This is a genomic window from Streptococcus parasanguinis, assembly GCF_016648855.1.
Lineage (GTDB): Bacteria > Bacillota > Bacilli > Lactobacillales > Streptococcaceae > Streptococcus > Streptococcus parasanguinis_L.
In genome coordinates this window covers 118,367-139,428 of sequence record NZ_JACLQU010000001.1, presented here as the reverse complement: position 1 = coordinate 139,428, position 21,062 = coordinate 118,367, and the positions used below count along the sequence as shown (strand labels likewise).

The window sequence follows — 21,062 nt, the reverse complement described above, 5'->3', positions numbered from 1 at the left end:
TAAAACTTTATAAGAACATTGTAACAAAAAAGTGAAAAAATGAAAATGACTTTGAAAAATTTTCTCTCCTAAAATACAAGATTTTTACCCTTATTTTTGGTAAAATAAAAAGAAGAAAACTAGAAAGAGGATACTATGGTAAACGGTACATTAATTTCATTTGAAGGTCCAGAAGGAGCGGGGAAATCATCGGTCCTAGAAGCCGTTTTGCCTCTACTTGAAGAAAAAGGAATTCCTTTTATTACAACCCGTGAACCAGGCGGTGTAGACATTGCAGAAAAGATCCGCCAAGTCATTTTAGATCCAGACCATACTAGTATGGATGCCAAGACAGAGTTGTTGCTTTATATTGCTAGTCGCCGGCAGCATTTGGTGGAACGTGTCTTGCCGGCCCTTGCAGCTGGGAAAATCGTCTTGATGGACCGCTTTATTGATAGCTCGGTCGCTTATCAAGGGTATGGTCGCGGTCTGAGTGTGGAAGATATCGAGTGGCTCAATCAATTTGCGACAGATGGTCTTAAACCAGATCTCACCCTTTACTTTGATGTGGATGTCGAAGAAGGGCTCGCTCGAATTGCCAAAAACCAAGAGCGGGAAGTCAATCGTTTGGATTTGGAAGGATTGGAGCTTCACCAAAAAGTAAGACAGGGTTATTTGGCCTTGTATGAAAAGGAACCAGAGCGCATTGTGAAAATCGATGCTAGTCAATCCTTTGAAGCAGTCTTTGCGGATGTCTTGGCTGTTTTAGAAAATCGCTTGGGGATATTGAAATGAAGCTAGAAGAGATCCAACAGCTCCAGCCAGAATTGGTGGAGCGCTTCACCCAGATCTTAGAACACAAACAGCTCAGTCATGCTTATCTCTTTACAGGCTCTTTTGCCAGTTTTGAGATGGCCCTCTTGCTAGCTCAAAGTCAATTTTGCCAAGATTTGCAGGGAGTCTGGCCTTGTGGCAAATGCCGTTCCTGCCGCTTGATTGAAAAAGAAGAATTCTCAGACGTAAAGATCGTGCGTCCAGTCAACCAGATCATTAAGACCGACCGCATTCGTTCGCTGGTTCAAGACTTTTCTCAATCAGGATTTGAAGGCAGTCGGCAGGTCTTTATCGTCCAAGATGCGGATAAGATGCATACCAATGCGGCCAATTCTCTCTTAAAAGTCATGGAGGAGCCCCAGAGTGAGATCTATCTCTTCTTGTTGACATCCGATGAAAACTTGATCTTACCGACCATCAAGAGTCGGGCCCAGCAGGTCCATTTTCCTAAAAAGCAAGCCTACCTAACCGAACTGCTAGAAAAAGAAGGCTTGATCAAATCACAGGCAAATTTAGTAGCTCGTTTTAGTTTTAGTCTCGAAGAAGCAGAGCAGCAAAAAAGGAATGCCACTTTTTTTGAACTGGCCAAAATTTGTGATCAATTCATCGAACGTTGTCAATCCAATTTAAATCGTGCTTATTTGGAAGTGACCCGCTTAGTGAGCCTAGCAGATGATAAGGAAAAACAAAGCCAGGCCTTTCGTTTGATGGAGTTGGCTTTAGAAGAGCAGTTGTGCTTGAGTCGCTCCCAGCAGTTGCTTGAGAAATTGAGTCTTGCTCGCAGGATGTGGAAGGCCAATGTTTCTTTTCAAAATGCTCTAGAATATATGGTTTTGAGCTTAGAAAGTTAAGGAGTCAGAATGAATAAAAAAGAATTATTTGATGCTTTAGACGGCTTTTCTCAGAATTTGTTGGTCACCTTGGCTGAAGTCGAAGCCATCAAAAAAAATTTGAAACAAGTCATCGAAGAAAATACAGCTCTTCGCTTAGAAAATGATAAATTGAGAGAGCGTTTGGGGGAAGTTGAGAAGACTTCATCCGCAAAGTCGCAACACCATGGACGTGAAAATTTGCAACGTATTTACAATGACGGTTTTCATATCTGCACTTATTCCTACGGTCAACGCCGTGAGAACGATGAAGAGTGTATGTTTTGTGACGAGTTGTTATTTAGGGAGTAAGCATGCAGATCCAACGAAGTTTTAAAGGGGAAAAGAAAACTGGGGTGCTTTACCTGGTCCCAACACCGATCGGTAACCGGGAGGATATGAGTTACCGCATGGTCCAGACCTTAAAGGATGTGGACTTGATCGCAGCTGAGGATACTAGAAATACAGGCCTCTTGCTCAAGCATTTTGAGATTACGACACCCCAGACTAGCTTTCATGAGCACAATGCCATGGAGAAAATTCCTGATCTGATCGCCCATTTAGAATCTGGAAAAGACTTAGCGCAAGTCTCAGATGCAGGACTCCCTAGTATTTCTGACCCTGGTCATGATTTGGTCAAGGCAGCGATTGAACGCGAGATTCCTGTCGTAGCTGTGCCTGGTCCTAGTGCAGGTATAACGGGTTTGATTGCCAGTGGCCTAGCCCCTCAACCTCATATTTTTTATGGATTTCTGCCTCGCAAAGAGGGGCAACAAAAGGCCTTTTTCCAAGAAAAAGTGGCCTACCCTGAGACTCAGATCTTTTATGAGTCGCCCCATCGGGTGAAGGCGACCTTAGAGAATATGTTGGCTGTCTATGGGGATCGTTCGGTCGTCCTGGTTCGTGAATTGACCAAGATCTACGAGGAATATACTCGTGGCAGTATTTCTGAGTTAGTCGCATTTCTTGAAGAAAATCCCCTCAAAGGGGAGTGTCTCTTGATCGTCGAAGGAGCCAAGGAAGAAGAGCTAGACCTAGAAGAGGTCGACTTGATTCAAGAGATCGACACCTTGGTCCAAGAGGGCATGAAGAAAAATCAAGCAATTAAACAGGTCGCCAAACAATATGGCCTGCAAAAGAGTGAGCTCTATGCTCGTTACCATCAAGACTAGGAAAGGTTGGAAGCAGGATGGAAATTAGAATGGCTTATCCCAATGAGATTAAGCGAATTATGGAAATTATCCAAGATGCCAAGGAAAGCCTGGCTCAAAGACAGGTCGACCAGTGGCAGGATGGCTATCCAGATGAAGAGATCATTTTTGAGGATATTCTAGAAAGTCGTGGCTATGTCGCCGTTGAAGATCAGGAAGTCGTGGGCTATGCAGCTGTCTACAAGGGCAACGAAGCGGCTTACAATGAGATTTATGATGGTAAGTGGGAGCATGACAACTATATGTATGTCACTTTTCACCGGGTCGCTGTAGCCAAAGAAGCTGCTGGCAAAGGGGTAGCGCAGACCTTCCTTCAAGGTTTAATCGAAGGGGAAAAAGGGCCAGATTTCCGTTGCGATACGCACCCGGATAATCTGGTGATGCAGCATTTACTTGAAAAATTGGGCTACCATTATTGTGGAAAGGTCCCCATTGATGGCGTCCGTCTGGCTTATCAAAAGATCAAACGAAAAGCAGAAACTAGTCTATTCCAAGTGGTCTCAGAAGAGGACCGCTGGGACCAAAGAGCAGAAGCGGCCTACAATGACTCTCTATCTTAAACAATTTTATGAAAGCCCTATGGGGCTTCTTTCGATCATTGTCAGTGAAGAAGGCCTTGTTGAGCTTGATTTTTATGATCCGAAAGAGGAGGCGACTGATCCCTATGGGGCGCTGGAGCAGGTCCATCCCTTCCATGAGAAGGTGAAGGAGTGGTTGGACCACTATTTTGCGGGGGATCCAATCGCTATCAGCTTTCCATTAGCACCGCAAGGGACAGCCTTTCAAGAGCGGGTGTGGCGGTTATTGCGAGAGATCCCATATGGTGAGACCAAGACCTATGGCCAGCTTGCCCAGGATCTTTCTTGTGGTTCAGCCCAAGCCGTAGGACAGGCTGTTGGACGCAATCCCTTGACGATCTTAGTCCCTTGCCACCGTGTGATGGGAAAAGATGGACAACTGACGGGCTATGCATCTGGACTCGATCGCAAACGCTGGCTCTTACACCATGAAGGAATTACCTGGAAGGAGAAATAAAATCGATGTATACATTTATTGAATACCCAAAATGTTCGACTTGTCGAAAGGCTAAATCAGAATTGGACGGTCTCCAATGTGAGTTTCAAAGCCAAAACATCGTCACAGAAACACCGACTAGCCAAGAATTGCAAGACTGGATGGCAGCTTCTGGCCTACCAATCAAGTCTTTCTTCAATACTAGCGGAATGAAATACCGGGAACTCGGTTTGAAAGATAAGGTGGATCAACTGACAGTGAAAGAAGCGGCGGATCTCCTTGCTTCAGACGGTATGCTGATCAAGCGGCCTTTGCTTGTCAAAGACGGAAAAGTTGTTCAAGTGGGCTACCGAAAACCATACGCAGACTTAGGTTTGTAAAAGAAAAGGGAGTTGGATTTTCTTCAGATCTATAATAAAGGTATGCCAGAAGCTTTCCTTGGGTGAGTACGGACGTCAGCGAACTTCAAAGAAGTTCCATGACTTAGTTTTGAGCCTAAGGTCTCAAAACTCCCGAGTGCTAGAAACAATAATGTTTCTAGCACTTTTCTCACGGCGGAAAGTTTCGGTATATTCTTTATGAGATTCATAAGTTAGAACTTATTTTGATTTCTTGACAAAATCGCGTAACCTATCTTACTTATAATTTATTTATATATATTCTAAAGGGAGTTGGGCTCCCTTTTCATTTTGCAGTGAAGATGATATAATCATACGAGTGAAATCAATGAAAGAGAGTCAAGCATGAGTATTTTAGAAGTGAAAAATTTGAGTCACGGTTTTGGGGACCGTGCAATTTTTGAGGATGTGTCCTTCCGTTTGCTAAAGGGAGAGCATATCGGTCTTGTCGGGGCCAATGGTGAAGGGAAATCGACCTTCATGAGCATCGTGACCGGTAAGATGCAACCAGACGAAGGAAAGGTGGAGTGGTCTAAGTATGTGACGGCAGGTTACCTGGATCAGCATTCGGTCTTAGAAGAAGGACAAACTGTTCGCGATGTCTTACGGACAGCTTTTGATGAGTTGTTCACAGCTGAAGCTCGCATCAATGACCTCTATATGGCCATGGCGGAAGAGGGAGCCGATGTCGATGCTCTGATGGAAGAGGTTGGAGAACTCCAAGAGCGTCTAGAAAGCCGTGATTTTTATACCTTGGATGCCAAGATCGATGAAGTGGCGCGTGCTCTTGGGGTTATGGACTTTGGCATGGACACAGATGTGACTTCCTTATCAGGTGGGCAACGGACCAAGGTCCTCTTGGCCAAACTCTTACTTGAGAAACCAGATATCCTTCTCTTGGACGAGCCAACCAACTACTTGGATGCAGAGCATATCGATTGGCTCAAACGCTACTTGCAGAATTATGAAAATGCCTTTGTCCTCATTTCCCACGATATTCCTTTCTTGAACGATGTGATCAACATCGTCTACCATGTGGAAAATCAGCAGTTGACCCGCTATTCAGGAGACTACTACCAATTCCTTGAAGTCTATGAAATGAAGAAATCGCAATTGGAAGCGGCTTATGAGCGCCAGCAAAAAGAGATTGCTGATTTGAAGGATTTCGTAGCCCGCAATAAGGCGCGTGTGGCTACACGGAATATGGCCATGTCTCGTCAGAAGAAGCTGGACAAGATGGAACTCATTGAGTTGCAAAGCGAAAAACCAAAGCCATCCTTTGAATTTAAAAATGCCCGGACTCCTGGCCGCTTTATTTTCCAGGCCAAGGATCTTCAAATCGGGTATGATCGTCCTTTGACTAAGCCTTTGAACCTAACGTTTGAACGCAATCAAAAGGTAGCCATCATCGGAGCTAACGGGATCGGGAAAACCACTCTCTTGAAGAGCTTGCTAGGAATCATCCTACCGATTGCTGGAGAAGTAGAGCGGGGAGATTACTTAGAACTTGGTTACTTCGAGCAAGAGGTCGAAGGTGGCAATCGCCAGACACCGCTTGAAGCAGTCTGGAATGCCTTTCCGGCTCTCAACCAAGCAGAAGTTCGTGCCGCCCTTGCCCGCTGTGGCTTGACCACCAAACATATCGAGAGCCAAATCCAAGTGTTATCCGGTGGGGAGCAAGCCAAGGTACGCTTCTGTCTCTTGATGAATCGTGAAAATAATGTCTTGGTACTAGACGAGCCGACCAACCACTTGGATGTGGATGCCAAAGAAGAATTGAAACGGGCTCTGAAAGAGTACAAGGGATCGATCCTCATGGTTTGCCACGAGCCAGACTTCTATGAAGGCTGGGTGGACCAAATCTGGGACTTTAATGAATTGACGTAAAGACAAAAAGAGAACCTCGCGGTTCTCTTTTCATTATTTCTTGAAATTGTAGTCTTTTAAGATTTCAATTTTTTCAATCTTGATATCTGTTTTTGGTTTGTCCTTATCATCGGTTTCGGCAGAGGCGATTTTATCGACCACATCCATGCCATCGATCACTTGGCCAAAGACAGTGTAGTTACCACCATCGAGGGTTGGATTTCCACCATTTTTATAAGCATCGATGATCTTAGCTGGGAAGCGGTCAGTTGGGAGTTTACTTGAAATATCATCCTTATTTTGGTTGATATAGAATTGACTACCATTGGTATTTGGACCAGAATTGGCCATGGCAAGGGCTCCACGAAGGTTGTAAAGGTATGGAGAATACTCATTCTCAAAACCAGTACCTGAATCTTTGGATTTGTCTTTGCCCTTCCAGATAGACTCGCCACCCGTACCGTCTCCTTTAGGATCCCCAGTTTGGATCATAAAGTTGTTAATGACACGGTGGAAAAGTAAGCCATTGTAGTAGCCTTCTTTTGCGTGGGTCAAGAAGTTTTCAACTGCAAGGGGCGCATATTTAGGGAAGAGCTTCACAGTGATGTCGCCTTCAGTTGTTGTGATTTTAACCTCTGCTTCGTCTTCAGCCACATCAGTTGAGAGTTGTGGAAAGACGGCATTTTCATTGGTCATGGCATCGTTAAAATCTTTGCGCAGTTGTTCTAATTTCTTTTGTTCTTCTTCAATTTTCTTTTGATCTTTTTCACTAGAGCTAGAAGTTGCTGTCTGCTCTGTCTTTTCTTTGCTTGAACTTGAAGAGTTAGCGTCAGTCTTATTAGACGAACAAGCTGTCAAAGCCAAGCCGGAAAATAATAGTAGTGCGATTAATTTTTTCATATTCTTCCTTTCCAACATAGTTGTCTTACTCTATTGTACCTTAATTTTGCGATACTTTCAAATCTGGACGGGATTCTCTATTTTCTGAGGTTGTTTCAAGACCGATAACATTTGATAAATCACTAATTAAGAAGGAAGTTGCGTATAGATGGAAAATTCGGTATGATGGGGGATATGTTAATTTGTTTGAAAATGAACGAATTCCCTCAAAAACCGTATCATGAATAGGAGGCTACAAATTGGATTATAAAACTCTACGCAAAAACTATAGACTCTATATTAGATCTGCAGGCTTGTTAGCAATGCTTCTGATCTTTTGCATTGGATTAGTGGTCAGGGATACTCTTCTTCAGACTGCTGGCGTTTTATTGGTTATTGCATGCTTGATTTTATTCATCCAATTGCTCAAGAAAAGCTACACCAACAAGTGCAACATCTTGCTCCATGTAGACTTAGATTTAGCTTTTTGGCAGCAATACCTTCAGTTGAACAAGAATGTGAAAAAAGCTATTTCACAAATAGATATTAAGCTGACATCGGTTGCCTATTCGTTTATGATGGGAGATTTTGATACTGTCATAAAAGAAGCTAGGGAAGCACTTAGTCAGACGGATTATCCGCAGAAATATAAGAACTTTTTTGAGAGTTATCTTATTCGTTCGATCGTGCTGACAGATCCTGATTTGTCTAGAGGAGAACTGGAGGGTCGGTTGAATGAATTGGCTATCACAGACCCGACACTGGCTGAGAAAACAAGAAAGGTCTGTCTTGCCCTTTATGATTTAACCATTGCGCATCAAAGCAATGACTATTTCGAAGATTTAAGCAATGATTTCAAGTACCAGCAGTTGGAAATTATTTACTACCAAGCCTTGAATGCTACTCTTAAAGGTGATCAGCACAGAGCCAATGATCTCTTTCGCAAGGTAGTCTCAGAAGATGAGTCGCTCTATATCGTTCGAAGGGCTAAACAATACTTGAAGGATGAAGGCAGTCATCTGTAAATCCTCCAATCGAAATAGAGATTAATTGAAAGGACCTGAACAAACACAAGGAGTTATTGGAAGGTAAGAATGAAGAAATCAATCTTTAAAGCCAATTTTTATGAAAGCCGTCGTCTACGTCATGATGGCTTTATCGATTATATGGTTAAGGACACAAATAGTCGAAAAATCTACACAAAGCCATTTAGTATTGCGAGAAAACTATTTTCATTTTTGGGGATACTGTTCATGTTTGGATTTTCTGCATTAATAGAGACGCAAATTCATCACCCGGATCCAGAAGCACCATTTGATACCTGGGGGATCAATTTCTATCCACTTTGGCTGTTTTTCTTGTGCTGGTTTTTGTGGTTTCTTGTTTGCAGAAAAAATCTGCGTAGAAAATATGATGCAAAGATTCCTTATGCTAGTATCTTGAATTCGAATCTGTATCTGATTTGGTTGGTATTTGTCTTAAATCTGTTTTTTATCACATTTATAGGTAGATACCTTACGATTTTGGGGTTGGTTTTATTCTATGTTCTTACCGGAATCATATTGTTTATGATTATCCAATCTAGAATGAAATCGCTAAAAACTCGTCTTTATGGAGTGCAGGATCCTAGTGCGACTGCTAGACAGAAAAAGTTTATAGAAGTCATTACTGGACTGGGTGGGATAATTATAGTAGTTTGGTTAGCTCTAAAATTTCTTTTCCCCCAAGTTGGAGAAGTGAAAGCTGATTTTTTAGGAACCATCTCATTTATAGGAATGGTATTTTTTGGAAATCTTATCACTTTGGGTATGTTAGTAGTGATGCTGTTACCCTATTCACTTTACGGCTACTACCGAAATAAGTATTCAGAAGAATATCGAGAGTTCGAAGGAAAATCGCTAGAAGAATGGTATGGGAAACAATACTTGAAAAAACACAAGGAGTTATTAAAAAATGGATAAGAATTTTAACGAGATGTCGTTTGATGAATTGAAATGCTACCGTAGAGAAGGTCTATGGAGATCTTTGGGCTTATTACTGGTCATTATTTTAGTGATTGTGGGCATGGTCTTGATGGAAGTGAACCATGTTTCTCCATCGAATCAGAATCGTTTTCGGGTTATTGGTTTGACAACGGTCATTGCGCTCTTTGGCTACCTGATGCCTCTGATGGCAGCAAATCGTGTGATGCGAGACCATCCGGATTGGGTTAAGAAATCGGGGATTCGAGCAAAAATTCCCTTGCCGATGTCTTGGCATATCACAAGATTTTGCGTTCTTGGAGCGAGTCTCTTGGTGATTGGAGTAGGATTTGCCTCGCTATACAAACCACAAATTCCGCAGACAAATTTACAAGATCAAATCGATAGTATTCAAACGGATCATGACCTGGAAAGAGAACAAAAAGTCGACCAAGTTCTAGATACTATCACACCGAATGATAAAAAATCTGAGTGAAATCCATTTTACATTAGGCACCTGTCATCAGGAAGTTTTCTTGATCGACAGGTTCTTTTTATTTTGTTATGATACAGTCAATGATAGATAGGAGAGACTTATGACGACTATTTCAGATGTAATGGAAAAATTTTACTCCGATCACGAGGTGAAACCCTATATTTCACCTGAGAGGGATTTGGAAGCTTGGTTGTTGGATCCAAAGCCTGTTTCCAAACGGAATATGGAGCTACTTCGAGATGGCTTGCTTGCAGGGGATATCATTCTCTTGTGGCGGATCCATTTTGGAACCTTTACGACAGAGACTTGGTTTCCTAAGTACTTCGAATATACTTATGGGATTCATGCTTCGGAACACTTGAAGACTTTAGTGGAGAAGGGCTATACTTTTATTGAATCCGCTTTTGATTCATTGGACCACATCAATGCGACCATGAAAAAAGCCATTCTCAAAAAGAAGGGAGTCGCGGGTTTGTCCAAGATGAAAGCAGCGGATTTGAACCAAGCTTTGGCTGCCCATTTTACGGAGGAAGAACTGGCGGAGCAGTTCACAATTCGGGGTTATCAGTTGACGGATAAAGGTAAGCAAGCGCTGAAAGACTATCAAGCCATCATTGACCGCCACCCCAAGAAAAACCTCTAAAACAGTGCCCACTCGGTGCTGTTTTTTACTTTATGCTGCAAAATTGAGGAAATGATTTTACTAGAGAACTAGCTTGGAAATGTGATATAATAAAGGTTATGGCAAACAATAATCAATCAAAAAAAACACGGTCGACGAGACGACTGTCCAAAGCAGAATTAGAAAGAAAAAAAGCGATTCATCGCATGATTGCGACCATTCTCATCAGTCTGGTTTTAGTCTTTGCAGCTTTGAAATTGGGAGCAGTAGGGGTCTTGGCCTACAACTTGATCCGACTATTTGTTGGGAGTTTGGCTTATTTGGCTATTTTAGCGACCTTTTTCTACCTCTATGCCTTTAAATGGCTGGACAAACACGAAGGGGTGATTTCAGGATTCCTAAGCTTCTTTGCTGGGCTTCTCTTGATGTTTCAGGCCTTCTTTGTATCCTCCCTTCATTTAGACAATAATGGGATCAAGGTCACCTTTTCAAGAATCATGGCTGACCTGATTCATCTGCGAGTGGAGAGCTTTGCTGGTGGTGGTATGATCGGTGCCCTTCTTTATGCTCCGATTTCCTTCCTGTTTTCAAATATTGGCTCTTATTTTATTGGCCTTCTCTTTATTGGATTGGGGATTCTATTGATGAGTCCTTATTCCATCTATGATTTGTTTGAAAAGGGTTTAGAAGCCTTCCACGCTTCTATGGAAAAACGCAAAGAACGTCGCGAACAGAAATTCCTTGAGAAGGAAGCGAGAGCTGCTGAGGAAGCTGCGGCAGCTGAAAGAGAGCAAGAAGAAGCAAGTGCAGTTCTTCCAACTCCCCTTTCAATGGAAGGGCATCCTGTAGATCCTGAAACGGGAGAGGTGTTGGCGGAGGAGCCGTTCACAGAGTCCTTCCCAGAAGCAGAAATTGTTGCACCAGCAACACCAGAGATCTACCTGCCAGATGAAGAATGGCCTGAAGAGCCTGAAGCGTACGAAGAGCTTCCAGTAGCCGAAGAATTCGAGGACGATGGGGAAGAAGTTCAAGTGGATTTCACACCTAAGGAATTGCTTCAATACAAGCTTCCAACCATTGATCTCTTCGCACCTGATAAGCCGAAAAATCAATCCAAAGAGAAAAACATCGTTCGTCAGAATATCCGCATTTTGGAAGAAACCTTTGCAAGCTTCAATATCAAGGCGACTGTGGAGCGGGCAGAAATCGGTCCTTCTGTTACCAAATATGAAGTCAAACCAGCTGTCGGTGTGCGGGTCAACCGCATTTCGAACCTGGCAGATGATTTGGCCCTAGCACTAGCAGCCAAGGATGTGCGGATCGAAGCGCCGATACCAGGGAAGTCTCTGGTCGGGATTGAAGTTCCAAACTCAGAGATTGCGACCGTTTCCTTCCGTGAATTGTGGGAACAGTCCAAGACAGACCCAGCTAAACTCCTTGAGATTCCTCTTGGGAAGGCCGTAGATGGTTCAGCTCGGACCTTTGATTTGGCCCGGATGCCCCACCTCTTGGTAGCGGGGTCTACCGGATCTGGTAAGTCAGTAGCGGTTAATGGGATTATTTCGAGTATCTTGATGAAGGCCCGTCCGGACGAAGTTAAGTTTATGATGGTCGATCCAAAGATGGTGGAGCTTTCTGTCTACAATGATATTCCTCACCTCTTGATTCCAGTGGTGACCAACCCACGCAAGGCCAGTCGGGCCCTGCAGAAGGTCGTTGATGAGATGGAAAATCGCTATGAGCTCTTCTCGAAAGTGGGTGCTCGTAATATTGCTGGCTTTAATGCCAAGGTGGCTGAGTACAATGCCCAGTCTGAGATGAAGCAAGTGCCCCTTCCTTTGATCGTGGTCATTGTCGATGAGTTGGCTGACTTGATGATGGTCGCAAGTAAAGAAGTGGAAGATGCTATTATTCGCCTGGGACAAAAGGCGCGTGCAGCGGGGATCCACATGATTCTCGCGACTCAACGGCCATCGGTTGACGTTATCTCAGGTTTGATTAAGGCCAATGTGCCCTCCCGTGTCGCTTTTGCGGTATCATCTGGGACCGACTCACGGACCATCTTGGATGAAAATGGGGCAGAGAAATTGCTCGGTCGTGGAGACATGCTCTTTAAACCGATCGATGAAAACCACCCAATCCGTCTACAAGGATCCTTTATCTCTGATGATGATGTGGAGCGGATTGTCAACTTTGTCAAAGAGCAGGCAGAAGCTGATTATGATGATGCCTTTGATCCAGGCGAAGTATCGGAGTCAGACTTTGACGGAGGCATGGGTGGCTCAGACGAGGGTGATCCTCTCTTTGAAGAGGCCAAAGCGCTCGTCATCGAGACCCAAAAAGCCAGTGCTTCGATGATCCAGCGCCGCTTATCGGTTGGTTTTAACCGGGCGACTCGCCTCATGGAAGAGTTGGAAGCAGCGGGTGTGATTGGACCAGCTGAAGGGACCAAGCCTCGAAAAGTATTGCAACAATCATAAGGATAGGGAAAAAGGGCATATGCTCCACTCCCTTTTCTTTTTATAGAAAATAGAAAGTAGGACCAGATGAAGTTAGACACGATTCATCATATTGCCATCATTGGACGGGATCGCGACGCTATGTTGCACTTTTATGTGGACCAGTTGGGCTTTGCGATTGTCAGTGAGTATGACCGTCCCGAACGCGGAGATATCTTGATCAATCTCCGCCAGGGGCAGCTGACTTTAGAACTCTTTATCAAACCGACGGCCCCAGAACGGCCTAAGCTCCCCTTGCCCGAGCATGCGGGACTGCGTCATCTGGCCTTTCAAGTGGACGATGTAGAGACCTATCTAGCCAGATTGGATCAGCTAGGTATAGAGAATACAGGCCTTCGCTATGATGATTTTGATGGCAAGAAGATGGCATTTTTCTTCGATCCAGAAGGATTGCCCTTGGAAATACATGAGTGAGGAAAGCAATGGTTAGATTAGAAGGACTCAGTCAGGAAGAAGTAGCGAAAAAGATCCAAGAGGGCAAGCAAAATAAGGTCACGATTAAGACAGAAAAAAGTATTGGGCAGATCATTCGAGACAATGTCTTTACCTACTTTAATCTGATTTTCTTGGTCTTAGCGGTCTTGCTGGTAGCAGTGAAGTCTTGGAACAATCTCTTGTTTGTCCCGGTCGTCGTGGTCAACTCCTTAGTTGGAATTGTGCAGGAAGTCCGCTCTCGACGGATCTTGCGTCAGATGCAATTTCTGCATATGAGTGAGGCGATCGTTCTTCGAGAAGGAAAAGAAGTCGCTCTACCGATCGATCAGCTGGTGGAGGGCGATCTGGTTCGCTTTCAAGCTGGAGATCAGATCTATGCGGATGGGGTCTTGCTGGAGGGCGAGCTAAAAGTCGATGAGTCGCAATTGACCGGTGAAGCCGATGAGGTCAAAAAAGGAGCGCAAGATGCGCTCATGTCAGGTAGTTTTGTGATCGCTGGTCAAGGTTTAGCGCGACTAGAAAAAGTTGGGAACGACTCCTACATCAACCAATTGAGCCTGGAAGCCAAGCAGGTTAAGTCTCATGAGGAGTCCGATATGGTTCATGCGGTCAATCGCATTGTGGGGATCATCGGCCTTCTCATCATTCCGCTAGGTTCGCTCCTTTTTCTTCGCAGCTATATCAGCCTAGGCGATAGCCTCAAGCTCAGTGTGACTTCAACAGTCGGTGCCTTGATCGGGATGATTCCGGAAGGCTTGTATCTCTTGATGACCTTGGCACTGGCTCTGGGTGCTGTCAGATTGGCCAAGGAAAAGGTCCTGCTCAATAGCATGAAGGGAATTGAGACCTTATCGCGCGTGGATATCCTTTGTGTCGATAAGACGGGGACCATTACAGAGCCCGGTATGGAAGTGACAGAGATTCGTCCAGTTAAAGATTCTCAAGACTTGGAAGCTCTAGCTCAGTATGTCAAGGCTAGTATGGATCAAAACGATACCATGGATGCCATCCGAAAATTTCATAAGACACCAGTCAGCCAGCCTTGGAAGGCTCTTGAAATACAGCCCTTTACGTCTAAGAAAAAGTATGGGGCGATTGCCTTTGAATCAGGGATCTATGTATTGGGGGCTCCAGAATTTGTCTTACGAGAGGGCTTCTCTGAGGTTGAACAGGAGATAGCTCCTGCTACTCAGGCAGGTAATCGGGTCTTGGCCTTTGGGAAATATAAGGGAGAACACCTGGGAGAGACTTTAGAGGCTCCTGTAGACTTGGTAGCCTGGATTATTCTCTCCAATCCTTTGAGAAAAAATGCCAAAGAAACCTTCGCCTACTTTAAACAACAAGGAGTGACCATTAAGGTTATCTCAGGGGACAACCCAGCAACGGTTTCAGCTATTGCACAAAAAGCAGGCATTAAAGGAGCAGAAGATCTAATCGATGCCAGAACCTTACTGACGGAAGAAGATTTGCACCAGGCGGCGAGCCAATATACGGTCTTTGGACGAGTGACACCAGAGCAAAAGAAAAGCCTTGTAGAAGGCTTGCAGGCAAAGGGGCATAAAGTCGCCATGACTGGAGATGGCGTCAACGATATTCTGGCCCTTAAAACAGCGGATTGTAGTATTGCGATGGAATCTGGAAATGATGCGACCAAAAAGATGGCGCAAGTGGTTTTACTAGATTCCGACTTTGGGAAGATGCCGTCCATCGTGGCAGAAGGTCGGCGGGTGGTCAATAATATTCAACGATCAGCCAGTCTCTTTTTGATCAAGAATATCTTTTCCATTTTGTTGGCTATCTCAGTGACGCTTTTAGCCTTTACTTATCCCATCATGCCGTCGCAGATGTCCTTGATCAGTGGTTTTACGATTGGGATTCCAGGATTCTTCCTAGCGCTTGAGCCCAATAGCGAGCGCATCAAAGGACGCTTTATCGAAACAGTCTTTAAAAATGCGCTACCTGCTGCCTTGACGGATTTTATACTGATTTTTAGTCTGGTCTTGCTGTCTTCTACATTTGGCATGAGGTCGGAAGAGCTCTCGAGTGCAGCCATCTGCTTGATGGCCTTCGTTGGTTTTACCATCATCTACCAAGAATCCCAGCCTCTCAATCACTACAAGAGACTAGTTCTTCTGGGAAATATCCTAGCCTTCTTGGTTTCAAGCAGTATCCTAGGTAGATTCTTTAACATGAGCCCCTTGAGACTTCAAACACTGGTTATCTGCGCCATCATGGCGGTTCTTGCTCTCATCTTGATTCAAGTCTTCAAGAAACTAGTGGGATGGTTCTTTCATCGGAAGAAATAAAAAAGAGAGTGGGACAGAAATCGGTAATTCGTTAGAATTCGATTTCGTCGTCCCACCTCCGCACAGTTGAGTAGGGCTGTAAAAGCTGATGAAATCAGCGTAGTAGAGCCCACTCAATCACTGCGTCTTGCTCGACAATCCAAAAACAATCAAGAGGCTAGGACTTCTGTCCCAGCCTCTTTGCCATTAGATAAATAAACTAACGGTTAGGATCAGATAGAGCAAGAAGGTGATCAGAAACCCAGCGCGCCAGAAGTATTTGATAAATTTCGGATAATAAAAACTCTTTTTCTTTTTTAAGAAATAAACCGTTAGCCCCAAGGCCAAAAGCGAAAGGCTCAAGGCTAGTAGTGGTAAGAGGCTGTGGTAAAAAGCGCTGTCTGAAATCAGGTAGTACTCCAAGGCAAATAAAGGAAAGGCAATATCGGTAGATCGCCATCCTCTTTTTTGGAGTTTAAAGAGGTGAACAATGATGCCGCTCAGAATCAGCGTTAAAAAAATAAATAATACAGAAGCAACTTTGATTAACATAGCTTCATTCTATCATAAAACGAAAAAAAAGTTTACTATATTTTAATTTTTTCTTGCAAAAAAAGAGAAATCGTGTATAATAGAAAGGTATGCACAAAGCATACTTGTGGGAGGTAAAAATCTGTAATTACCGCCAAAACCACAAAGGAGGATTTAAGAAATGGCTAAAAAAGTCGAAAAACTTGTAAAATTGCAAATCCCTGCTGGTAAAGCTACTCCAGCTCCACCGGTTGGTCCAGCGCTTGGTCAAGCAGGTATCAACATCATGGGATTCACTAAAGAGTTTAACGCTCGTACAGCTGATCAAGCTGGTATGATCATCCCAGTTGTTATCACTGTTTATGAAGACAAATCATTCGATTTCGTTACAAAAACACCACCAGCTGCTGTTCTTTTGAAAAAAGCTGCAGGTGTTGAAAAAGGTTCAGGTACACCGAACAAAACGAAAGTTGCAACTGTAACTCGTGCACAAGTACAACAAATCGCTGAAACTAAGATGCCAGATTTGAACGCTGCAAACATTGAGTCTGCAATGCGTATGATCGAAGGTACTGCTCGTTCTATGGGATTCACTGTTACTGACTAATTGTAACAATCCTATTTGCCCGCAATACACTTGATCAAATGACGAGTGACGTGGGAGATGAAAATCGATATGACCACATTACAAGGAGAAAGATAAAATGGCTAAAAAAAGCAAACAACTTCGTGCTGCTCTTGAAAAAATCGACAGCACAAAAGTCTACAGCGTAGAAGAAGCTGTAGCTCTTGCAAAAGAAACTAACTTTGCAAAATTTGACGCAACTGTAGAAGTTGCATACAACTTGAACATCGACGTGAAAAAAGCTGACCAACAAATCCGTGGTGCAATGGTATTGCCAAACGGAACTGGTAAAACAGCTCGCGTACTTGTATTTGCACGTGGTGCAAAAGCTGAAGAAGCAAAAGCTGCTGGTGCAGACTTCGTAGGTGAAGATGACCTTGTTGCGAAAATCAACGATGGTTGGTTGGACTTCGACGTTGTTATCGCTACACCTGACATGATGGCTCTTGTTGGACGTCTTGGACGTGTCCTTGGACCACGTAACTTGATGCCAAACCCTAAAACTGGTACAGTAACAATGGATGTTGCGAAAGCAGTTGAAGAGTCTAAAGGTGGTAAAATCACTTACCGTGCTGATAAAGCAGGTATCGTTCAAGCGATCATCGGTAAAGTTTCATTCGATGATACTAAATTGGTTGAAAACTTTAAAGCTTTCAACGACACAATCCAAAAAGCAAAACCAGCTACAGCTAAAGGTACTTACGTAACTAGCTTGACTTTGACTACAACTCAAGGTCCTGGTATCAAAGTGGACGTTAACTCACTTTAATTGAAATGAAAAGCTGCCCTCGGGTAGCTTTTTTTGTACTCCATTTATATTTGCTACAGTTGGTAAAACTAATCGGATGGAAAAAAGAAAATTTTGATGGATATGACTATATAAAAAACGTAATTTATGGTAAAATAATACAGATCAAAAAAGGAGAGAGAAAATGGTAGAACCTAAGTATAAACGTATCTTAATCAAGCTATCTGGTGAGGCTCTTGCAGGCGAACGTGGTGTCGGAATCGATATCAAAACTGTCCAAAATATGGCCCAAGAAATCAAGGAAGTTCATGAACTTGGAATTGAAATTGCCTTGGTGATTGGAGGGGGAAACCTTTGGCGCGGAGAACCTGCTGCAGAAGCAGGGATGGATCGTGTCCAAGCAGACTACACAGGGATGCTTGGGACTGTCATGAACGCCCTTGTGATGGCTGATTCGCTTCAACAAGTTGGCGTGGATACCCGTGTTCAAACTGCGATTGCTATGCAACAAGTTGCAGAACCATATATCCGTGGTCGTGCCCTTCGTCACCTTGAAAAAGATCGGATCGTGATCTTTGGTGCAGGGATCGGTTCTCCTTACTTCTCAACAGATACGACCGCAGCCCTTCGTGCAGCTGAGATTGAAGCAGATGCCATTCTCATGGCCAAAAATGGGGTCGATGGTGTTTATAATGCCGATCCGAAAAAAGATGCTTCAGCTGTGAAATTTGAGGAATTGACTCACCGCGATGTGATCAACAAAGGTCTTCGCATCATGGACTCAACAGCCTCTACTCTCTCCATGGACAACGACATTGACTTGGTTGTCTTTAATATGAATGAACCAGGCAATATCAAACGCGTTGTCTTTGGTGAAAATATCGGTACAACCGTATCGAATAACGTAGAAAAATAATAGAAAATAGAGGAAGATTATGGCAAACCCAATCGTAGAAAAAGCAAAAGAAAGAATGACCCAGTCTCACCAAAGTTTGGGACGTGAATTTGGTAGCATCCGTGCTGGACGTGCAAACGCAAGTCTTTTGGATCGTATTTTCGTAGAATACTACGGAGTAGAGACTCCTTTGAACCAATTGGCATCTATCACGATTCCAGAAGCACGTGTCTTGTTGATCACACCATTTGATAAATCATCTTTGAAAGACATCGAGCACAGCATCAATGCTTCTGACCTTGGTATCACTCCAGCCAACGATGGATCTGTTATCCGCTTGGTTATCCCAGCTTTGACAGAAGAAACTCGTCGCGACTTGGCAAAAGAAGTGAAAAAAGTGGGTGAAAATGCTAAAGTAGCGATCCGTAACATCCGTCGTGATGCTATGGATGAAGCGAAGAAACAAGAAAAAGCAAAAGAAATCACAGAAGATGAATTGAAAGGTCTTGAAAAAGAGATTCAAAAAGTTACGGATGACGCTGTTAAGCATGTAGATGAAATGACAGCTCACAAAGAAAAAGAATTGATGGAAGTTTAATCCATCCCAACCATTACAGGAAAGAAAGACTCAGTTGGCACTGCTGGCTGGGTTTTATTTCCATTATTCTTGTGAAGAGGCAAGAGGAAAGAAGGAAACATGAATACGAATCTAGCAAGCTACATCATGGGAATGGTCATTGATGAAAATGATCACTTCTATTTTGTTCAAAAAGATGGCCAGACCTACGCGCTTGATAAAGCAGAAGGCCCACACAAAGTCGGAGAAAGTGTCAAGGGCTTTGCCTATACGGATATGAAGCAAAAGTTCCGACTCACGACACTTGAAGTCACAGCAACTCAAGAAAGCTTTGGCTGGGGAACGGTCACGGAAGTGCGCAAGGATTTGGGAGTCTTCGTGGATACAGGGCTTCCAGATAAGCAGATTGTTGTCTCACTAGATATCCTACCGGAGATCAAAGATCTATGGCCTAAAAAGGGCGATCGTCTCTATATTCGATTAGAAGTTGATAAGAAAGATCGGATTTGGGGGATCTTAGCCTACCAGGAAGATTTCCAGAGTTTGGCTCGTCCAGCCTACAACAATATGCAAAACCAAAACTGGCCAGCCATTGTCTACCGCTTGAAATTGTCTGGAACCTTTGTTTACCTTCCAGAGAATAATATGCTGGGCTTTATCCACCCAAGTGAGCGATATGCAGAACCACGTTTGGGAGAGGTCTTAAATGCCCGCGTCATTGGATTTCGTGAAGTGGATCGGACCTTGAACCTATCTTTGAAGCCACGTTCCTTTGAAATGTTGGAAAACGATGCCCAAATGATTTTGACCTATTTGGAAGCCAATGGTGGCTTTATGACCTTGAATGATAAGTCCTCTCCAGAAGAAATCAAAGCAACTTTTGGGATTTCAAAAGGCCAGTTCAAAAAGGCCTTGGGTGGTTTGATGAAGGCCAAAAAAATCAAGCAAGACCAGTTTGGAACAGAGTTGATCTAAGAGGAGGCTTATGCGAAAATCATTTTATACTTGGCTGATGACGGAGCGCAATCCTAAAAGCAATGCTCCTAAAGCCATTCTAGCAGATCTTGCATTTCACGAGTCTGCTTTTCCCAAGCATACAGATGACTTCGATGAGGTCAGTCGCTATCTAGAAGAGCATGCCAGCTTTTCCTTTAATCTTGGCGATTTTGATGCGATTTGGGAAGAATACCAAGCCCACTAGAGAAGGATAGGTCGAGGATGGTTTTTTCTCGGCCTCTTTGTTATAATAATAGAAAAACACAGGTAGAGAGGTTCTTTATTTGCAAGAACATTCAGTTGAAATTACATTAACGCATCCAGACGATCTCTTTCATTTGTTTGGATCTAACGAACGCCATCTCCGTTTGATGGAGCAAGAATTTGGGGTAACTATTCATGCCCGGACAGAAATCGTCCAAATCATTGGGGAAGAAGAAAGCTGCGAGCAGGTTCGTCAAGTCATTCAGGCTCTTTTGGTCCTCGTTAACCGTGGCATGACCATTGGAACGCCGGATGTGGTGACCGCCATTACCATGGTGAGAAATGGGGAATTGGATAAGTTCATCGCTCTCTATGAAGAAGAGATTATCAAGGATAGTTACGGCAAGCCCATTCGGGTTAAAACACTTGGTCAAAAGATCTATGTCGATAGTGTCAAGAACCATGATGTCACTTTTGGGATTGGACCAGCGGGGACTGGGAAAACCTTCCTAGCAGTGACTTTGGCCGTGACCGCCCTCAAGCGTGGTCAGGTTAAGCGGATCATTTTGACGCGTCCTGCTGTAGAAGCTGGAGAGAGCCTTGGTTTCCTACCAGGGGATCTTAAAGAAAAAGTGGACCCTTATCTACGACCGGTCTATGATGCTCTTTACCAGATTTTAGGGAAAGACCAAACAACTCGGATGATGGAGCGGGAGATTATCGAGATTGCGCCTTTGGCTTATATGAGGGGGCGGACCTTGGACGATGCCTTTGTCATCCTCGATGAAGCGCAAAATACCACCATCATGCAGATGAAGATGTTTTTGACCCGTCTTGGTTTTAATTCCAAAATGATTGTCAATGGAGATACCAGCCAGATTGACCTTCCGCGAAATGTCAAATCCGGCTTGATTGATGCTCAGGAGAAATTGAAGAACATTTCTCAAATTGACTTTGTGCATTTCTCTGCTAAGGATGTCGTTCGTCATCCAGTAGTAGCAGAGATTATCCGGGCCTACGAGCCCATTCCGAATCCAGTCCTCAAAGAAGAACCAGATGTGGAAGAAGAATAAAAGAAAAGGCAAAGATCATCGGATCTTTGCCTTTTGAATGTTAGA

The 21,062-nt window shown here is 43.7% G+C and carries 23 protein-coding genes and 2 pseudogenes; 23 read left to right on the top strand and 2 right to left on the bottom strand.

The features are described from left to right. Window positions 1-135 precede the first annotated feature (135 nt). The 8 genes from tmk (at window position 136) to H7T92_RS00625 (ending at window position 6,192) form a co-directional block, all read left to right on the top strand. Window positions 136-774 (top strand): dTMP kinase, encoded by a 639-nt coding sequence (gene tmk, locus H7T92_RS00660; protein ID WP_003008266.1) that lies wholly within the window; start codon window positions 136-138, stop codon window positions 772-774. Next, the gene (locus H7T92_RS00655; RefSeq protein ID WP_150906414.1) at window positions 771-1,664 is read left to right on the top strand and encodes a DNA polymerase III subunit delta'; all 894 of its coding nucleotides are present in this window, start codon (window positions 771-773) and stop codon (window positions 1,662-1,664) included. The genes tmk and H7T92_RS00655 overlap by 4 nt, the downstream gene beginning before the upstream one ends. Window positions 1,665-1,673: 9 nt before the next feature. Beyond that, complete coding sequence (gene yabA / locus H7T92_RS00650; protein WP_003005416.1) at window positions 1,674-1,994, top strand: DNA replication initiation control protein YabA; 321 nt, start codon at window positions 1,674-1,676, stop codon at window positions 1,992-1,994. 2 nt (window positions 1,995-1,996) lie between these two features. Continuing rightward, window positions 1,997-2,854 (top strand): 16S rRNA (cytidine(1402)-2'-O)-methyltransferase, encoded by an 858-nt coding sequence (gene rsmI / locus H7T92_RS00645; RefSeq protein WP_201036727.1) that lies wholly within the window; start codon window positions 1,997-1,999, stop codon window positions 2,852-2,854. A gap of 17 nt (window positions 2,855-2,871) precedes the next feature. Then, window positions 2,872-3,453, top strand: coding sequence for a GNAT family N-acetyltransferase (locus tag H7T92_RS00640; RefSeq protein WP_201036726.1), 582 nt, complete (start codon window positions 2,872-2,874; stop codon window positions 3,451-3,453). Then, complete coding sequence (locus tag H7T92_RS00635; RefSeq protein WP_201036725.1) at window positions 3,437-3,928, top strand: methylated-DNA--[protein]-cysteine S-methyltransferase; 492 nt, start codon at window positions 3,437-3,439, stop codon at window positions 3,926-3,928. Before H7T92_RS00640 ends, H7T92_RS00635 begins: the two co-directional genes overlap by 17 nt. A 5-nt stretch (window positions 3,929-3,933) precedes the next feature. After that, window positions 3,934-4,287, top strand: a complete 354-nt coding sequence (locus H7T92_RS00630; protein WP_003013024.1) for an arsenate reductase family protein — start codon at window positions 3,934-3,936, stop codon at window positions 4,285-4,287. A gap of 363 nt (window positions 4,288-4,650) precedes the next feature. Continuing rightward, window positions 4,651-6,192: an ABC-F family ATP-binding cassette domain-containing protein gene (locus H7T92_RS00625; protein ID WP_201036724.1), complete on the top strand. Its 1,542-nt coding sequence runs from the start codon at window positions 4,651-4,653 to the stop codon at window positions 6,190-6,192. 33 nt (window positions 6,193-6,225) lie between these two features. On the opposite strand, the gene H7T92_RS00620 is transcribed toward H7T92_RS00625, so the two are convergent. Then, a complete protein-coding gene (locus H7T92_RS00620) occupies window positions 6,226-7,071 on the bottom strand; it encodes a peptidylprolyl isomerase (RefSeq protein WP_024054832.1) in 846 nt (281 codons plus the stop codon). Window positions 7,072-7,310: 239 nt separating this feature from the next. Between H7T92_RS00620 and H7T92_RS00615 the strand changes: the two genes are divergently transcribed. The 8 genes and pseudogenes from H7T92_RS00615 to H7T92_RS00585 all read left to right on the top strand — a co-directional run bounded on the left by H7T92_RS00615 (window position 7,311) and on the right by H7T92_RS00585 (window position 15,389). Beyond that, window positions 7,311-8,075, top strand: a complete 765-nt coding sequence (locus tag H7T92_RS00615) for a hypothetical protein (RefSeq protein ID WP_201036723.1) — start codon at window positions 7,311-7,313, stop codon at window positions 8,073-8,075. A gap of 69 nt (window positions 8,076-8,144) precedes the next feature. Then, window positions 8,145-9,011 (top strand): hypothetical protein, encoded by an 867-nt coding sequence (locus tag H7T92_RS00610; RefSeq protein ID WP_201036722.1) that lies wholly within the window; start codon window positions 8,145-8,147, stop codon window positions 9,009-9,011. Then, complete coding sequence (locus H7T92_RS00605) at window positions 9,004-9,507, top strand: hypothetical protein (protein WP_201036721.1); 504 nt, start codon at window positions 9,004-9,006, stop codon at window positions 9,505-9,507. The genes H7T92_RS00610 and H7T92_RS00605 overlap by 8 nt, the downstream gene beginning before the upstream one ends. Before the next feature lie 100 nt (window positions 9,508-9,607). After that, complete coding sequence (locus H7T92_RS00600) at window positions 9,608-10,150, top strand: hypothetical protein (protein ID WP_201036720.1); 543 nt, start codon at window positions 9,608-9,610, stop codon at window positions 10,148-10,150. Window positions 10,151-10,248: 98 nt separating this feature from the next. Further along, window positions 10,249-11,005 (top strand): annotated as a pseudogene (locus tag H7T92_RS10550) (DNA translocase FtsK); the annotation flags it as partial. A 140-nt stretch (window positions 11,006-11,145) separates the two neighbouring features. Then, window positions 11,146-12,609 (top strand): annotated as a pseudogene (locus H7T92_RS10545) (DNA translocase FtsK); the annotation flags it as partial. A gap of 66 nt (window positions 12,610-12,675) precedes the next feature. Next, entirely contained in the window at window positions 12,676-13,062 is a 387-nt protein-coding gene (gene gloA2, locus H7T92_RS00590; RefSeq protein WP_021153652.1) for an SMU1112c/YaeR family gloxylase I-like metalloprotein, read from the top strand. 8 nt (window positions 13,063-13,070) lie between these two features. Beyond that, complete coding sequence (locus H7T92_RS00585; RefSeq protein ID WP_201036718.1) at window positions 13,071-15,389, top strand: HAD-IC family P-type ATPase; 2,319 nt, start codon at window positions 13,071-13,073, stop codon at window positions 15,387-15,389. Between the two features lie 186 nt (window positions 15,390-15,575). On the opposite strand, the gene H7T92_RS00580 is transcribed toward H7T92_RS00585, so the two are convergent. Beyond that, a complete protein-coding gene (locus H7T92_RS00580) occupies window positions 15,576-15,920 on the bottom strand; it encodes a DUF3397 family protein (RefSeq protein WP_070595271.1) in 345 nt (114 codons plus the stop codon). Between the two features lie 160 nt (window positions 15,921-16,080). Here H7T92_RS00580 and rplK point away from each other — a divergent pair, with 160 nt between their 5' ends. From rplK to H7T92_RS00545, 7 genes are all read left to right on the top strand, one after another. After that, window positions 16,081-16,506, top strand: coding sequence for a 50S ribosomal protein L11 (gene rplK, locus H7T92_RS00575; RefSeq protein ID WP_003005369.1), 426 nt, complete (start codon window positions 16,081-16,083; stop codon window positions 16,504-16,506). 97 nt (window positions 16,507-16,603) lie between these two features. Beyond that, window positions 16,604-17,293, top strand: coding sequence for a 50S ribosomal protein L1 (gene rplA, locus H7T92_RS00570; RefSeq protein WP_003005355.1), 690 nt, complete (start codon window positions 16,604-16,606; stop codon window positions 17,291-17,293). A 163-nt stretch (window positions 17,294-17,456) separates the two neighbouring features. Continuing rightward, complete coding sequence (gene pyrH / locus H7T92_RS00565; protein WP_003005706.1) at window positions 17,457-18,188, top strand: UMP kinase; 732 nt, start codon at window positions 17,457-17,459, stop codon at window positions 18,186-18,188. Between the two features lie 19 nt (window positions 18,189-18,207). Further along, the gene (gene frr / locus H7T92_RS00560) at window positions 18,208-18,765 is read left to right on the top strand and encodes a ribosome recycling factor (RefSeq protein WP_003005165.1); all 558 of its coding nucleotides are present in this window, start codon (window positions 18,208-18,210) and stop codon (window positions 18,763-18,765) included. Between the two features lie 99 nt (window positions 18,766-18,864). Beyond that, on the top strand, window positions 18,865-19,719 hold the full coding sequence (gene cvfB / locus H7T92_RS00555; RefSeq protein WP_201036717.1) for an RNA-binding virulence regulatory protein CvfB: 855 nt from the start codon (window positions 18,865-18,867) through the stop codon (window positions 19,717-19,719). A gap of 10 nt (window positions 19,720-19,729) precedes the next feature. Next, window positions 19,730-19,945 (top strand): YozE family protein, encoded by a 216-nt coding sequence (locus H7T92_RS00550; protein ID WP_003005127.1) that lies wholly within the window; start codon window positions 19,730-19,732, stop codon window positions 19,943-19,945. 79 nt (window positions 19,946-20,024) lie between these two features. Next, the gene (locus H7T92_RS00545; RefSeq protein ID WP_014713681.1) at window positions 20,025-21,017 is read left to right on the top strand and encodes a PhoH family protein; all 993 of its coding nucleotides are present in this window, start codon (window positions 20,025-20,027) and stop codon (window positions 21,015-21,017) included. Window positions 21,018-21,062 lie beyond the last annotated feature (45 nt).